General features: G+C 72.8%; 14 protein-coding genes. 7 read left to right on the top strand and 7 right to left on the bottom strand.

The features are described 5' to 3' along the window. Nucleotides 1–32: 32 nt before the first annotated feature. From ACWDN5_RS27845 to ACWDN5_RS27830, 4 genes are all read right to left on the bottom strand, one after another. Complete coding sequence (locus tag ACWDN5_RS27845) at nt 33–593, bottom strand: GNAT family N-acetyltransferase (RefSeq protein ID WP_310972616.1); 561 nt, start codon at nt 591–593, stop codon at nt 33–35. Between the two features lie 471 nt (nt 594–1,064). Then, nucleotides 1,065–2,111: an adenosine deaminase gene (gene add, locus ACWDN5_RS27840; protein ID WP_449678362.1), complete on the bottom strand. Its 1,047-nt coding sequence runs from the start codon at nt 2,109–2,111 to the stop codon at nt 1,065–1,067. Between the two features lie 121 nt (nt 2,112–2,232). Next, nucleotides 2,233–3,042, bottom strand: coding sequence for a DNA-formamidopyrimidine glycosylase family protein (locus ACWDN5_RS27835; protein ID WP_449678361.1), 810 nt, complete (start codon nt 3,040–3,042; stop codon nt 2,233–2,235). Between the two features lie 3 nt (nt 3,043–3,045). Further along, the gene (locus ACWDN5_RS27830) at nt 3,046–3,939 is read right to left on the bottom strand and encodes a ParA family protein (RefSeq protein WP_449678360.1); all 894 of its coding nucleotides are present in this window, start codon (nt 3,937–3,939) and stop codon (nt 3,046–3,048) included. A 106-nt stretch (nt 3,940–4,045) separates the two neighbouring features. Between ACWDN5_RS27830 and ACWDN5_RS27825 the strand changes: the two genes are divergently transcribed. From ACWDN5_RS27825 to ACWDN5_RS27815, 3 genes are all read left to right on the top strand, one after another. Then, complete coding sequence (locus ACWDN5_RS27825; protein ID WP_449678359.1) at nt 4,046–4,771, top strand: methyltransferase domain-containing protein; 726 nt, start codon at nt 4,046–4,048, stop codon at nt 4,769–4,771. 86 nt (nt 4,772–4,857) lie between these two features. Beyond that, nucleotides 4,858–6,078, top strand: a complete 1,221-nt coding sequence (gene dinB, locus ACWDN5_RS27820) for a DNA polymerase IV (protein WP_310972683.1) — start codon at nt 4,858–4,860, stop codon at nt 6,076–6,078. 250 nt (nt 6,079–6,328) lie between these two features. Beyond that, nucleotides 6,329–6,733: a DUF3040 domain-containing protein gene (locus ACWDN5_RS27815; protein WP_310972621.1), complete on the top strand. Its 405-nt coding sequence runs from the start codon at nt 6,329–6,331 to the stop codon at nt 6,731–6,733. A 369-nt stretch (nt 6,734–7,102) separates the two neighbouring features. Here the strand turns inward: ACWDN5_RS27815 and ACWDN5_RS27810 are convergent, their stop codons facing one another. Genes ACWDN5_RS27810 through ACWDN5_RS27800 form a run of 3 tightly spaced genes read right to left on the bottom strand, consistent with a single transcriptional unit; the run spans nt 7,103 to nt 12,033 of the window. After that, nucleotides 7,103–9,664: a transglutaminase family protein gene (locus ACWDN5_RS27810; protein ID WP_449678358.1), complete on the bottom strand. Its 2,562-nt coding sequence runs from the start codon at nt 9,662–9,664 to the stop codon at nt 7,103–7,105. Then, nucleotides 9,661–10,935, bottom strand: a complete 1,275-nt coding sequence (locus ACWDN5_RS27805; RefSeq protein ID WP_449678357.1) for a DUF58 domain-containing protein — start codon at nt 10,933–10,935, stop codon at nt 9,661–9,663. The genes ACWDN5_RS27810 and ACWDN5_RS27805 overlap by 4 nt, the downstream gene beginning before the upstream one ends. A gap of 30 nt (nt 10,936–10,965) precedes the next feature. Beyond that, a complete protein-coding gene (locus ACWDN5_RS27800) occupies nt 10,966–12,033 on the bottom strand; it encodes an AAA family ATPase (protein WP_310972624.1) in 1,068 nt (355 codons plus the stop codon). Nucleotides 12,034–12,305: 272 nt separating this feature from the next. Between ACWDN5_RS27800 and ACWDN5_RS27795 the strand changes: the two genes are divergently transcribed. Genes ACWDN5_RS27795 through ACWDN5_RS27780 form a run of 4 tightly spaced genes read left to right on the top strand, consistent with a single transcriptional unit; the run spans nt 12,306 to nt 14,482 of the window. Beyond that, nucleotides 12,306–12,647, top strand: coding sequence for a hypothetical protein (locus ACWDN5_RS27795; protein WP_310972625.1), 342 nt, complete (start codon nt 12,306–12,308; stop codon nt 12,645–12,647). Beyond that, the gene (locus tag ACWDN5_RS27790) at nt 12,640–13,188 is read left to right on the top strand and encodes a DUF3558 family protein (protein WP_449678356.1); all 549 of its coding nucleotides are present in this window, start codon (nt 12,640–12,642) and stop codon (nt 13,186–13,188) included. Before ACWDN5_RS27795 ends, ACWDN5_RS27790 begins: the two co-directional genes overlap by 8 nt. 14 nt (nt 13,189–13,202) lie before the next feature. Then, nucleotides 13,203–13,760: a PPE domain-containing protein gene (locus ACWDN5_RS27785; RefSeq protein WP_310972627.1), complete on the top strand. Its 558-nt coding sequence runs from the start codon at nt 13,203–13,205 to the stop codon at nt 13,758–13,760. Then, nucleotides 13,757–14,482, top strand: coding sequence for an ESX secretion-associated protein EspG (locus ACWDN5_RS27780; protein ID WP_449678355.1), 726 nt, complete (start codon nt 13,757–13,759; stop codon nt 14,480–14,482). The genes ACWDN5_RS27785 and ACWDN5_RS27780 overlap by 4 nt, the downstream gene beginning before the upstream one ends. Nucleotides 14,483–14,538 lie beyond the last annotated feature (56 nt).

Below are 14,538 nucleotides of genomic sequence, written 5' to 3'. Positions count from 1 at the left end.
ACCCGAGCGTCACACCGGAGTGAAGGCCGCCACTACTCGCGGTCCTTCCACTCGTCCTCGAGCATCGCGTAGATCAGTTCGTCGGTCCACTCGCCCTTGACGATCTCGTTCTCCCTGAGGTGCGCTTCGCGGCGCATGCCGAGGCGTTCCATCAACGCGGCGGACGCGGTGTTCCGGCCGTCGCAGCGGCCGATGATGCGGTGCAGCCCCAGGTCTTCGAAGCCCAGCCGCAGCAGCTCGGTGGCCGCTTCGGCGGCGAGGCCCTTGCCGTGGTGGTCCGGGTGGAAGACGAACCCGATCTCGCCCTGGCGGTGTTCGCTGCTCAGCCACTCCAGGTTCAGGTCGCCGATGAGCTGCCCGGTCGCGGCCAGTTCGACCGCCACGGCCAGGAACTGCCCTTCCTTCGTCAACGTCGAGCTGTGCACCCGCTTCGCGAGCGCGGCGGCCGACTCGGCGCGGCTGCGCGGACCCCAGTAGAGGTAGCGGGCGACGTCGGCCCGGGACTGGAAGGAGTTCAGCGCGTCGAGGTCCCCGGACGTGAACGGGCGCAGGATCAGCCGGGCCGTGGTGATCGGGTAGTCGGGCCTGAGCATGCATCCAGGCTAGCGACCGTCAGCCGTCCGGGGGACGGAACGGCGAAACGCTGATCGCCGGACGGTCGTCTTGCTACGCCGGGTGGCATGAACTGCACAAACGAGCGAAACTGTATCGATCGTTACCCATCCGACCACAGCCACGGCCGACCACCTTTCGCGGCAACAGTTACGTCCCGCGCGGAGGGGGGCGGCCTACTTTTGGCCGGATGGGTAAAGGGACCCCCGGGGGTGCTCTCAAGCGCCGTCAAACGCCTGAGCCCGAGCCGGACTGGTGCTCGGGAACCCCGGGGGCACGGTGACTGCCTGGTATTCGCTATCAGGCACCACGTGAAGCAGGCGATGAGCCGAAGGTGGCTCGGTTGTATCGCTGCTCAAAGTCCTCCACGTGCCATCCGCTAGCGGACAGTCACCTCACGAGTCCTGTTGGAATACAACTTAGGACCACCTCCTTTCTCGTGTACTGCCACGCTAGGTGAAGTCCGCGGTGGCGTGCAACGTCATTTCGCCGATCTCACTCCGCAGACGGGCTTTCCGCCGCTCGCCGAGGAAGGAGGCGTCGACGGCGTTCTCCGCGAGCCGGGCCAGTTCGGCCGCGGTGAGGCCGAGCGCCTCGGCGACGGCGACGTACTCACCGGTGAGCGTGGCGCCGAACATCGGCGGGTCGTCGGTGTTGAGCGTGACGACGACGCCGTGGTCGAGCATGCGCCGGACCGGATGCGCGGCCACGGACGGGACCTGGCCGGTCCGGACGTTCGACGTCGGGCACACCTCGAGCGGGATCCGGTGCGCCGCAAGGTGTTCCATCAGCGCCGGATCGGCCGCGCAGCTGGTGCCGTGGCCGATCCGCTCGGCGCCGAGGTCGTGCAGCGCGGACCAGATGGTCGCCGGCCCGGTGGTCTCGCCGGCGTGCGGGACGCTGTGCAGCCCGGCTTCCCGCGCCCGCGTGAAGTACGGCTCGAACTGCGCGCGCCCGACGCCGAGTTCGGGGCCGCCGAGCCCGAACGACACCAGGCCTTCGGGCCGTTCGCGGAGCGCGAACACGAGGGTCTCCTGCCCGGCGCGGTTGCCCTTTTCGCCCGGAATGTCGAAGCACCAGGCCAGTTCCACGCCGAGTTCGGCGGCACGGGCCCGGCCGGTTTCCAGCCCGGTCAGCAGGTCGTCGCCGGACATGCCGTCGAGCAGGTGGTTGTACGGCGTCACGGTGACTTCGGCGTAGCGGCAGTTGTGCGCGGCGAGGTCCGCCGCCAGGCCGGTCACGAGCGTGTGGATGTCGTGGCGGTCGCGCACCAGCGACGTGACCGCGAGGTAGACGGTGAGGAAGTGGGCGAAGTCGCGGAAGGTGAAGAACTCCGCGAGCTCGCGCTCGTCGGTGGGGACGCCGGCGGCGGGGCGGCGGCGGGCCAGCTCGAGGACGGTCGGCAGGCTCGCCGAGCCGACCAGGTGGACGTGCAGTTCGACCTTGGGCAGGGCGTGCGCGAACGCGCGCAGCGCCTGCCCGGTCAGGATTGCGGGCATGACGAAGCTCCCTTGAGGGGGTACGAGGTGACGGAAGAAGGGCGCGGCTCAGGGAGCGAGGTCGCCGCGTTCGGTGTCGGCCCCGTAGAGCGGGAGCTTGAACGTCGTCACGGGCGCCAGCCTACTGCGGCGGGTACGGGCCTGTCTGGTCCTTCGGGCAGAACCACGTCGGCCGCCGCTGGACGTCGTGGCCCTGCGTGCGGACCAGGAGCTTGCCGCCGCAGCGGAAGCAGCCCTGGCGGGTGCGCTCGTACACCCAGTTCTTGCGGTTGCGGTCGAGGTGGCCGGTGGTGCTCTGCTCGAACCGCCCGGCGAGGGCGTTGGCCAGCAGCAGCTTGCGGGCCAGCGCGACCGTGCGCCCGGCGTCCACTTCGGACACCGGCGTCCACGGCGTGACCCCGAGCAGGAAGGCGATTTCGCACTTGTAGAGGTTGCCGACCCCCGCCATCACGCGCTGGTCGAGCAGGGCGAGCCCGAGTTCGCGCGCGGGGGCGGCGGTCAGGTTCGCGATCGCCCGCTCCAGGTGCTCGTCCGTCCACTTCGGATCGAGCAGGTCCGGGCCGAGGTGGGCGACGAGGTCGTGTTCCTTGCTCGTGGCCACGAGTTTCAGGTCGTGCACGCGGAACCCGATCGCCTGGACGTCGGCCGCGGTGAAGATCACCCGCGCGTGGTGGCCGGGCCGCCGCCACTTCGCGCCGGCCGGGTAGACGTCCCACATCCCGTCCATCAACAGGTGCGAGTGCAGGGTCAGGTCGCCGGAGAAGCGGGTGAACAGGTGCTTGCCGACCGTGCCGACGCCGAGCACCTCACGGCCGGACAGGTCCACTGTGGCCAGTTGTGGCACTCGGAACTCGCCGCGCAGCAACGTCTTCCCGGTCATCGCCCTGGCGAAGCGGCGGGCGACCAGGAAGACGGTGTCACCTTCGGGCACGGCTCACCCCGCGGATTCGGACACCTCGGCCGGCGCCTCGGGCGTCTCCGGGGCCGGGCCTTCGGGCCAGTCCGGGCCTTCGGGCTCCTCGCCGGCGATGCGGTGCCGGCCCGCCCGGTTCGAGCGCAGGATCTTGGCCAGCACCATGTTGAACGTCAGCGCGATCTCCTGCGCGCCCGGCGAGTGCCACTCGTGGATCGGGCTGCACGCGCCCTGGGCCTGCTGCACCGCGAGCCGGTCGGTGATCGCCGTCGGCATCACCAGCGAGCCGAAGTTCTCGCGCAGCTCGGCGATCCGGAACTGGTGTTCGTAGGAGCGCACGCGCAGCTTGTTCACCAGGACGCCGATCGGGCGCAGCTCCGGGTTGAGCTCCTTGCGGATCTTCTCGATCGCCTCCAGGGCGCGCGACGCCCCGGCGACGGCGTACATCGTGGGCTCGGTCACGATCAGCGCGCTGTCCGCGGCGACCAGCGCCGACTTCGTCAGGCGGCCCAGCGACGGCGGGCAGTCGAGGATCACCAGCTCGTACGGGGTTTCCCGCAGCGGCGTGCGGTGCAGCTCGTCCAGCGCCCGCGAGAAGTTCGCCAGGCGCTCGCTGTCGGCGTCCGGGTCGTTGAGCAGCTCCAGCTCTTCGGCACCGACGAGGACGTCGACGTCCTCGCTCCAGACGCTCGGGGCGATCGCGCGTTCCAGCGTTTCCCGGGTGGGGGTCTCGAGCACGTCCGCGAGGGTGGCGTCGGTGTAGGGCGGGTCGAGCGAGGTGGTGGCGTTGCCCTGCGGGTCGAGGTCGACCACCAGCGTCCGCGTGCCCCTACGCAAGGCGGCGGACGCGATACCGAGAGCGACCGTCGTCTTGCCGACGCCTCCCTTGAGGCTGAGTACGGCGACCGTGTGCACGTTCACCAGCCTACGGGTGCGCGCGCAAGGCGCCGCCGGGCAAGGGCCGTTCACTCGAAGGGAGGAGCTCGGGAGGCCGGCGGGGGCGGGCACTACCCTGTGCGACATGAAGACGGAGACCGTGGCCGCCCGGGGTTCGGGTGCCGTCCGCCGGGTGCTCGAGGCCGAGATCGAGGCCGCACGCGCCCGGGGCGCCGAGCACCCCCGCGTCGTCGACGTGGGCGGCGGCAGCGGCGGCTGGGCGGTGCCGTTCGCGGCGGCGGGCTGCCGGGTGACGGTCGTCGAGCCGAGCCCGAACGCCCTGGCCACGCTGCAGCGGCGGGCCGAGGAGGAGGGCGTCTCCGAGCTGATCACGGTGATCGCGGACGACTCCGACGCGCTGGGCCGGCACGTCGAGGCCGGCTCGGCCGACCTCGTGCTGGCGCACGGGCTGCTGGAGATCGTCGACGACCCGGCCGGGGTGCTGACGGCGCTGGCCACGGCGGTCGCGCCGGGCGGCGCGGTGTCGGTGCTGGTCGCGAACCGGCACGCGGCGGCGTTCCACCGCGCGCTGGCGGGCCGGGTGGGCGAGGCGCGGCAGCTGCTCGAGAGCGCCGACGGGGTCGTCGCCGGCGACACGGTGCTGCGGCGCTTCTCCGCTTCCGGGCTGCAGGCCGACCTGGAGGCGGCGGGACTGGAAGTCACGCTGCTGCAGGGCGATCGGGTGATCGCCGACCTGGTCGGCGGCGACGTCCGGGACGACGAGCTGGCGGCGTTCGAGCGGACGGCGTCCGCGACGCCGGTGCTGCGGGACATCGCCGGCCGGCTGCACGCGGTGGCGCGCCCGGTCTGAGCTGCGGTTTCGCGCCTCGTCCAAAACTGTCGGTGGTGCCCGGTAGCGTCCTCGGCGTGGGACGAAATGCCGAGTTGCCGGGCGGGATGGGCCGGTTCCGCGTCCGGCCGGGTGAGCCGGTGCCGGACGACACCGGGTGCGGGCTGCTGCACGTCGACATGGACGCGTTCTTCGTGTCGGTCGAGCTGCGCACCCGGCCCGAGCTGGCGGACAAGCCGGTCGTGGTGTCCGGGGGCGGGCCGCGAGCGGTCGTGGCGGCGGCGAACTACCCGGCGCGGAAGTTCGGCGTGCGCTCGGCCATGCCGTTCTCGACGGCGAAGCGGCTGTGCCCGCAGCTGATCAACATCCCGCCGACGTCGGGGCTGTACTCGTCGGTGTCCCGCGGCGTGATGGGCATCTTCCGCGAGCTGACGCCGCTGGTCGAGCCGCTCAGCCTGGACGAGGCGTTCCTGGACGTCAGCGGGGCGCTGCGGCGGCTGGGCGCCACGCCGGCGTCGCTGGGCGCGGAGATCCGCTCGCGGGTCGCGGCCGAGCACGGGATCACCTGCTCGGTGGGGGTGGCGAAGGTCAAGTTCGTCGCGAAGCTGGCGTCGGGGATGGCGAAGCCGGACGGGATGGTCGTGGTGCCGGCGGCGGAGACCCTGGCGTTCCTGCACCCGCTGCCGGTGTCGGCGCTGTGGGGCGTCGGCGCGCGGACCGAGGAGCACCTGCGGCGCCTGGGGCTGGCCACGATCGCCGACGTCGCCGCGTTCCCGCCGGAGCGGCTGAAGAAGTCGCTGGGGGTGGCGGCGGGCGAGCACCTATACCGGCTGGCGCACGGGGTGGACGAGCGGTCGGTGGTGGTCGACTCGCCGGAGAAGTCGATCGGCGCGGAGCACACGTTCGACGTCGACCTGCATTCGCGCGCTTCCCTCGAGCTCGAGCTGCTGCGGCTGGCCACGAGGGTGGGGGCGACACTGCGGGAGCGGGGCGTGCGGGGCCGGACGGTGTCGATCAAGGTGCGGTTCGCGGACTTCCGGACGATCACCCGCGCCCGCACGCTGGTTTCGGCGACGGACGTGGCGCGCGAGATCCACGCCGTGGCCGTGGCGCTGCTCACCGAGCACGCGCCGACGGGGGCGGTGCGGCTGATCGGCGTCCGCGTCGAGGGGCTGGACACGGGGGAGGCGGGGGAGCAGCTGGTGTTCGACTCACCGGCCCCGCGCTGGCGGGACGCGGAGGTGGCCGCGGACGTCGCGCGGTCGAAGTTCGGCTCGGCGGCGGTGCGGCCGGCGTCGCTGCTGGGGCCGCGCGAGAACGGAGGGTGATCTTCGGCTCGGTGACGTTCCCCCACAACGGCGGTCGGGCGGCAAAACGGTCACGATCGGCAACGGTGACGGTCCGCAACGCCTGTCGAGCGGGATTTAGCCCAATTCGATCCCTTCTGGATGCGGGATCGGGTAGTCGTGCGGGCGCGGGCCTCGTATCCTGGACAGTGCCACCCCGCCTGGGGTTGGCTGTTGGGTCCAGGACGTTGCGCGGCCCGGCGCCCGCGACAGCTGTGCCGGAGGAGGAAAGATGCCACTCTCCGAGCATGAGCAGCGGCTGCTCGATCAGATCGAGCGCGAGCTCTATGCCGAGGACCCCAAGTTCGCATCCACGGTGCGTGGCACCCGGTTGCGTCGCCCCGCTCGCCGACGGCGTATTCAGGGCATCGCCCTGTTCGTAGTGGGCGTGGCCCTGCTGGTGCTGGGCGTGGTGGTGCCGCAGTTCCGGGTGGCCGACATCCCGCTGATCAGCGTGCTCGGGTTCCTCGTGATGTTCTTCGGAGTCATGATGGCCGTCACTTCGATTCGGCACGGCGCCGACGGAGACGGCAAGGGCGGTGGCTCGGGTGCCCGCGGTGGGAAACCATCGGGTCGCCGGAGTTCCTTCACCCAGAGGATGGAGGAGCGTTTCCGCCAGCGCTTCGAGGAGCAGTAGCGCCGCAAGACGACGAGATCCGCGTCCCTCCGTTCGGCGGGATGCGGATCTTCTTGTGTGCTCAACTGGGCCCGTGGGGCGTTGGAAGCTGCGGTGACAGTGGGTGACCCCCACCCGGGTGAGCTGGCCACGCCTTCGGGTCCGTGCTCGCTCCCTCCGCAATGAGCTCACCCCGCGAGCCGCCTCCGCGCCCGCTCGGCCGCATGATCAAGCCGAGCCTCGCGTGTTCGAGCCCAGAACTCGCGTGATCAGAGGGTCAACTCGCGTGATTGGGGAGTCAACTCGCGTGATTGAAGGGTCGACACGCGTGATTGGAGGGTCGACACGCGTGATGCCTCTCCAAGGGCGGGTGGGCGTGAGCGGAGCGGGTTAGTCGCGGTTGCGGAAGATTGATCGGGGGAACAGCCTGCCCTTCCACGAGAGCGGGGCGTTCCGGCGGAGGCTGCGCCGCAGGCCGTCGAACGCCGGGGGGAGTTCCGGCTGGGGCGTGTCGTCGCCGCCGTACCAGGACCTCTCCAGGACGCCGATCACCGTACGGAGGCTCTCGCGGCCGTCGTCGTCCAAGTGGTGCTTGGCCGCCAGTTTCTGGCCCGCCACGCGGACCGTGTCGCTGCTCGGGATCGGCAGGCCCCGGTCCGCGCACTCCGCGCGCAGCTCCGCCCACGCCGCGTCCGCCGCGCCCGCTTGCTGCTGGAGGACGCGCTGCAGGCGCCGGCGGCGGAGGGCCTCGCGGACCATGGCCGGACCCGCCACCGCGAGCAGCAGGACCACCACCAGCACACCCAGCCACCAGGCCACCGTCGCCGCGAGGAGGCCGAGCGCGATGATCCACAGGCCCACCGCCAGCAGCGGCAGCCAGCCGAGCAGCGCCTGCGGCCGCGAGGGCGCCGCCACCGGGGCCGGTGCCCGCACGAGCAACGCTCCCTCGCTGCGGTCACCTTCCGCCGGGCCCGCACCGCCGGACGGTGACGCGGGTTTCCGTCCGCGGTCGAGGAGCCGCCGCAGCAGGGCCGCCGCGAACAGCGCGCCCGCGCCCAGCACCGCCAGGGCGAGCGCGATGTTGAACAGCCAGTCGTCGCCACCGGACTCTTCCTGGGCCGACTGCGCCGGGAGGTTCGGCTCGTTGTCGCGCGGGACGCCGGTCGGCGCCGCGCTCGACTGGACCGTGCTCGGGGCCACCTGGGTGTCGTCCGGCTGGTTGCCGTTCTGCGGGCCCGCCTGCAGGTACGACGGGGTGATGCCGCGGCCGTCGGACAGCGGCGTCGGGTCGAACGTCACCCAGCCCCGGTCGCCGAAGTACGCCTCGACCCACGCGTGCGCGTCCTGGGTGCTGATCGACAGGTAGTCGTTGACCTGCACGCCCGGCGTGAACCCGATCGCCACCCGCGACGGGATGCCCGCCACCCGCAGCATCACGGCCATCGCCGACGCGAACTGCTCGCAGAAGCCGCGCTTGCCGTTGAGGATGAAGTCGGCGAGCGCGTCGGCGTCGTTCGCCGGTGCGGTCTTCGTGTCGTAGACGAACCCTTGCTGCGCCGTGAAGTAGCGCCAGATCGCCGACGCCCGGTCGAAGTCGTTGGACGCGCCCGCGATGAGCTGCTGAGTCTTCGCTCGGACGCGCTGGTCGACCTGGTCGATCTGGGTGTAGCGCGGCGGCAGGTCGTCGGCGCGCGGCGTCACGCGCAGTTCGGCGGCCGTCGGCTCCTTCAGTGACGCGTATTCGGTGTACGACGGCGGCGCTTCGCTGCGGGTGGTGAACACCGTGCCGCTGATCTGGTCGTAGAGGTAGCCGGTGCCGGCACCGTCGATCACGCGCGGCGCGCCGTACACCGGCAGCCAGTTGTCGCGCCAGCTGGTCGGCTCGACGTCGATCCGGCGGGCGGTGCCGGTGCCGTCGTCGCCCGGGGCGGGCGGCAGCTGCGGCCCGACCGGGACGCCCTGCTGCGAACGGCCTTCGTCGTGCAGGCCCCAGCCCTTGTTGGGGTAGTAGGTGTCGAGCGTCATCGCGCGCATCAGCCTGCGGTCGGTGCCGAGGCCGCGGACCTTGAACAGCTCGCGGTTGCTGCCTTGGTCGAGCATGCCGCGCAGCTCGGTGAACGGCTGGATGCCGAAGCCGCCGGAGCCCGCGCCGGGGCCGTTGCCGCTGCCGCCGAACGGCATGCTCCCGACGGTGCCGACCCAGGTGATCCCGCCGCCCAGCAGGCCGAGCACGATGGCCGTGCCGACGACCGCGACCGGGGCGGACAGCACGCCCGGCTTGCCGCTGCGGCCCGGGGCTTCGCGGGTGCGCCAGCGCCGGTGCCGGTGGTTGCCGTCGACGGCGAGCAGGCCGGCGAACGCGGCGCCGCCGAGCAGGAACGTCCACCACGGCAGCATGTCCTCGCTCAGCGCGGCCGGCACGGCGTAGACGCAGAGCAGCACGAGCCCGGTGGCGGCGGGCGCCGCGGCGGCGACGGTCAGCGTGTCGACGAGGACGGCGACCAGCCCGATCAGGATGGTGATCAGGCACAGGATCGGCTGGCTGCCCTCGACCGGCGGCAGCCCGACGCGGATCTGCTCCGCGGCGGCCGACAGCGTGGTCCCGATTTCGGAAAACGCTTCCGGGCCGGGGATGACCTGCAGGATGCCGTGCGTGGTGAAGGCGCCGGTGATGAGGAAGAGCAGGACGAGCAGCTGCCCGAAGCCGACCAGGACGGTCGGCGCCTGCAGCGAGCGCAGGGCGAGCCCGGAGGCCCCGATGAGCAGGACGGCGACGAAGAGGTAGCCGAACCAGGCCAGCCCGGAGACGACGCTGGTGACCGAGGTGGCCGCGCAGAGGGTGGCGACCCCGGCGGCCACGGGCGCGAGAACGCTGCTGCGCCAGGCGGAAAGCGGACGTTCCGGCCGGGACACGGGCCGCTCGGACTTCCGCGGCGGTGCGGCGGTGCTCATCGCGGCCCCCCGATCAGCGTCCCGCGTCGGGCGCCGCTGCGGCACAACTCTGCCCACACCTGAGGCATCGGCGAGCCGGGTCCCGCGACGATCACGCCCCAGCCCGCCGCGCGCAGCAGCGCCGCCGAATCTTCCGTCGCCGCCGCTCGCTGCTCCGGGGCCGTCACGCCCGCCGACCACGTCGGCGTGTCCAGCAGGACCGCCAGGCTCCGGATGCCGCGCGGGCGGTACTGGGTCAGCTCGTGCACCGCCTCCGTGCTCACCGTGCCCAGCACCGCGATCAGCTCCTGGCCCTCGGCCGGGTCGCCGGCCAGTGTGATGTCGCGCTGGTGCGCCGGCTGCAGGGCCGCCAGCGCGTCGAGCACGACGTGGTCGTAGTGGTCGCCGCCGTCGCCCGGGGTGTCCGCGAGGGTGATGCCGTGCTCGCTGACCAGGCGGACGCGGTGGCCGGAGCGGCGCAGGTGGAGCGCCGCCGACGCCGCGAACGACACCGCCCACTCCAGGCTCGCCGCCGGGCCGCTGCCGTGGTGGGCGGCGGCGCGGTGGTCCAGCAGCACCGTCGTGCCGCCGCGCCACGGGCGCTCTTCGACGCGGACCATGATCTCGTCGCGGCGGGCCGTCGAGCGCCAGTGCACCTTGCGCAGGTCGTCGCCCTGGCGGTACTGGCGGACGATCACGTCGGCCTCGCCCTGTCCCGCGTGCAGCCGGACCGTGCCGTCGTCGCCGACGCCGATGCCCGCGCCGCTCGGCAGGCCCCACAGCGGGACCACCCGCGGCACCACGACCAGCCGGGAGTGCCCGATCAGCTCGCGTTCGAACTCGCACAGCCCGAACGGGTCGGTGATCGTCGCGCGCAGCGGCCCGACCTGCTGGATCCCGCGCAGCACCGGCTGCAGCGGGTAGCGGAGGGCGACGCGCCGGTCGTGCGGGAGCCGCTCGACGACGAACCGCGGCCGCGAACCCAGCGCGTAGGGAACGCCGTCTTCGAGGAGGATCTCGCCGGCGGGCAGCCGGCCGCTGCGCCACAGCTCCAGCTGGACCTCGCCGTTGCCGCCGACCGCGACGCGTTGCGGGCGCAGCGCGCGGGTGGCGCCGATGCGCAGCCGGGTCGCCGAGATGAACGCGGCGACCAGCAGCGGCAGCGCCACCACGAACACCGCGACCCGCAGCAGGTCGCGTTCGTTGAGCACGAACGAGCACACCGCGGCGGCGATCCCCGCGGCCAGGAGGCAGCGGCCGCGGGTGGTCAGGCCGGACAGGGCACGCAGCATGCCGTTTTTCTCTTTCCTTTCGGCGGAAAGCTAGGGCCGGGTGCCCTGCGGCACCGGCACCCGGTGCAGCACCGCGCGCACGACGTCGGTCGCCGACCGGCGGGCCGCGTGGGCCTCGGTGGTCAGCACCAGGCGGTGCGCCAGGACCGGGACCGCCACCGTGTGCAGGTCGTCCGGCACCACGTAGTCGCGGCCCGACAGCGCGGCCTGCGCCCGCGCCGCGCGGACGAGGTGCAGCGTGGCCCGCGGGGACGCGCCGAGCCGGATCTCCGGGACGCCCCGGGTGGCCGCGACGACGTCGACGGCGTACCGGCGGACCTCCGGCGCGATGTGCACGCCGCGGACCGTCTCGATCAGCCGGTGCACGGTCTCGCCGTCGGACACCGGCTGCAGGTCCTCGAGGGGGTTGTGGCCGGCGTGCTCGTCGACCATGGCCAGCTCGGCCTGCTGGTCGGGGTAGCCGATGGAGACGCGCGCGGTGAACCGGTCGCGCTGGGCTTCGGGCAGCGCGTAGGTGCCTTCCATCTCGATCGGGTTCTGGGTCGCGATGACCATGAACGGCTGCTCGAGGCGGTAGGTCGAGGTGTCGACGGTGACCTGGTGCTCTTCCATGCATTCCAGCAGCGCCGACTGCGTCTTCGGCGACGCGCGGTTGATCTCGTCGCCCACCACGATGTTCGCGAACACCGGGCCGGGGCGGAAGTCGAAGTCGCCGGACTGGCGGTTGTAGATGGAGACGCCGGTGACGTCGCTCGGCAGGAGGTCGGGGGTGAACTGGATGCGGCTGACCGTGCAGTCGATCGACCGGGCGAGGGCCTTGGCCAGCGACGTCTTCCCGACGCCGGGCACGTCTTCGACCAGGAGGTGGCCTTCGGCGAGCAGGGTGACCAGCGCGATCCGGATGACGTCGGGTTTGCCGACCAGCACGCGCTCCACGTTGGCGGCGATCCGCCGCGCGGTGTCGTGCAGTTCGTCCAGCGGCACTCTGGCGGGGTGGCCGTGGACCCGGCCGTTGCCCGAGGGCTCCGCCGGATAAGGCGGCCGCCCGGATGCCTGCTCGCCCGATCCGGGCGCGGCAGACTGGATTCTCGACGTCACTCGACCTCCTGGTGGCGCATGGCCGCGCGCATTGTGCGCCCGGCCGGGCCGAACGGCCCCCTCGCTGCTGTCCGCGCGCAGCGACCAGCCTTCCACCCAGTGTGTCAAACCCGGGCGAACCGGGGGCTGGAACCCCGCGATGACACTGCGCAAGCAGCGACGATACCCCGAATGGGTGGGTATTCACCCGATTCTGGGTGCTCCCGCTGACACCCTGCTCTGTCGTATGCTGCGGTTCGAGGTCGCCCGGCTACGGAGAGGCGTAACCGCTTATGAGCGAGGTGCTGCCCTACGACGTGCGCGGCTTCGCGGTCGCGCCGGACCTGGCCACGGACGCCTACGCGAGGCTCGGCCGCCTGCAGGACGTCGTCGGCGAGATGGTGCGCGAAGCCAAGGTGCTCGGCCGGACCGTGCCGCTGGGCGGCGGGTACGCCGGGGAAATCGGCGCGTTCATGGCGGAGTACGGCATCGGCGGCCAGGGTTCGGCGGTGCAGCAGCTGACGGCGTTCGGCAAGGAGCTGGAGACGCTCAAGCGGCGGATCGGCGAGGCGCTGGCGAAGTACCAGCACGCGGACGAGCAGGCGGCCGAAGGCGTGGACTGCACGGGTGGGTGAGCGGCGGCGGACGGTCCGGTGGCTCGCGCCCGTCCTTCTTCTTCTCCTGCTCGGCGGCTGCGGGCAGCAGCCGGCCGCCGCGGGGCACCCGGCCACGTCCTCGGCGTCCGCGACGACCGCACCGCCACCGGTCGCCTGGACCGGCCTCGCCGCGCTCGACCCCTGCGCGCTGCTCGGCCCGCAGGACCGGTCGGCCGCCGGGATCAGCGTCCTCGGCAAGCCCAAGGACATCGCCGGGGCGAAGGCGTGCGACTGGACCGTGCCCGGCACCTTCGGCGTCACGGTGACCCTCAGCGCCACCGACGGGCTGGCGGAGCTCGATGTCGCCAAGAAGAACGTCACGAAGACGACGGTCGGCAGCCACCCGGCGCTGAAGGTCGCCGACAAGAAGGCCGCCGACGGCACCTGCGCCGTGCTGCTCGGGGTCGGCGACGGCGCCAGCGTGCAGATCGACGTCAGCAACACCGGCTTCTCGGACACCCCGCTCGCGTGCCGCCGCGCGGGCACGGTGGCCGCGCTGGTCGAACCGAAGCTGCCCTGACCAGGAGGTGGGCCGTGCCCGAACCACCCGTGCCGACCGCGCGGTACGAGGCCTACAGCCACGAGGCGATGGCCGCGGAGGTCGAGCGCGGCAACGACCCGGTCGCCGCGGGCGAGGCGGGCGCGCGCTGGGACGGGCTGGCGAAACGGCTGCAGGAGTCCACCGCCGACGTCGCCGCGCTGGTCGCGTCCTCGGAGGAGCACTGGCGTGGCCAGGCGGGGGACGCCGCGCGGGCGTCGCTGGGGCGGGCCGCGCGGTGGCTCGCGCACTCCGCCGCCGTCTCGGCGTCGGTCGGCCAGGCGGTCGGGGCGCAGGCCGAGGTGGCCGCGCGGGCCCGCGCCGACATGCCGCCGCCGGTGACCTACGACCCGGCGTCGATGATCCGCGACGCCGCGTCCAGCGGGAATGTGCTGGTCCTGGCCGGGCTGGCGGGGGAGATGGCGGCCCGGCGCGCCGAAGCGGAGGCCGCGCGGCAGAAGGCGATCGACGTCCTCCGGACCCGGGACACGGCGTTGCGCGGGCACGTGCCCGCCGAGACGTTCCCCGTCCCGCCGGCGCTGGGGCGGGCTTGATCCGGGTTTCGGCGTCGGCGTTCGACATCCTCTGGACCGACCTCGGCCACGACCGGCCGCCGGAACCGCTGAGCGTCCGCAGCGTGGGCGTGACCGACGCCGAGCGGGCCGAGGTGCGCAAGGCCGTCTACGAGAACCTGGCTTCGCGGGGCCTTTACGACGGGTCCCGGCTGGAGCCGGCGCTGGCCGCGCGCCTGGACCTGCTGGCCGGCGCGGACGTGTTCGTCGCGTGCGAGGCACTGGCGGACATGACGGCGGCGACGCCGTTCCGCGCGGTGACGGCGGCCCGGGGCCGTCGCGGCGTCCTGGCGGCCCAGCCGGAGCAGACGATCGGCCTGGACTCGATCCACGAGGGCGAACTGGCGACGGCGATCGTCGACGTCCTGCCGGAGCTGGCGGCCGGGCCCGGGTACGGGATCAGCCTGCCGGCTTCGGTGCTCGGTTCGGACGTCGCCTCGGGAACCGCCGCGGCGCAGCTCGAGGAGGTCCGCGCGATCCAGGCGCGGCCGGTGTACGCGGCGGGGCAGTTCAGCGTCAGCCGCCGGTCGGCGTCGGGCCGGGTGGAGCGGGTCAGTGGCTTGACGTGGTTCGACACCGACGTGGGCGCGTACTGCGCGACGAAGACGGCGGGCCGGGGTGGGGCGGAGTGGGTGACGGTCAGCCCGGTCGACAGCACCCGCCTCGCGGCCCGCGTCACGGCCCTCTTGACCCCCGAAGCGTGAGCCGCCCCAGCGTCGCGAATGACTCATTCGGGACCTCCGACGTCCCGAATGAGTCA

The sequence above is a fragment of the Amycolatopsis sp. NPDC003731 genome, from assembly GCF_053586895.1.
Note: the sequence above shows the minus strand (reverse complement) of the source record. Positions and strands in the feature narration are given on the sequence as shown.

What these genes read in the sequence shown, in the direction of transcription:
- ACWDN5_RS27795 (WP_310972625.1), top strand. Translation starts at nt 12,306, where the DNA reads ATGAGCGAGGTGCTGCCCTACGACGTGCGCGGCTTCGCGGTCGCGCCG.
- dinB (WP_310972683.1), top strand. Translation starts at nt 4,858, where the DNA reads ATGGGCCGGTTCCGCGTCCGGCCGGGTGAGCCGGTGCCGGACGACACC.
- ACWDN5_RS27815 (WP_310972621.1), top strand. Translation starts at nt 6,329, where the DNA reads ATGCCACTCTCCGAGCATGAGCAGCGGCTGCTCGATCAGATCGAGCGC.
- ACWDN5_RS27805 (WP_449678357.1), bottom strand. Translation starts at nt 10,935, where the DNA reads ATGCTGCGTGCCCTGTCCGGCCTGACCACCCGCGGCCGCTGCCTCCTG.
- ACWDN5_RS27810 (WP_449678358.1), bottom strand. Translation starts at nt 9,664, where the DNA reads ATGAGCACCGCCGCACCGCCGCGGAAGTCCGAGCGGCCCGTGTCCCGG.
- ACWDN5_RS27845 (WP_310972616.1), bottom strand. Translation starts at nt 593, where the DNA reads ATGCTCAGGCCCGACTACCCGATCACCACGGCCCGGCTGATCCTGCGC.
- ACWDN5_RS27825 (WP_449678359.1), top strand. Translation starts at nt 4,046, where the DNA reads ATGAAGACGGAGACCGTGGCCGCCCGGGGTTCGGGTGCCGTCCGCCGG.
- add (WP_449678362.1), bottom strand. Translation starts at nt 2,111, where the DNA reads ATGCCCGCAATCCTGACCGGGCAGGCGCTGCGCGCGTTCGCGCACGCC.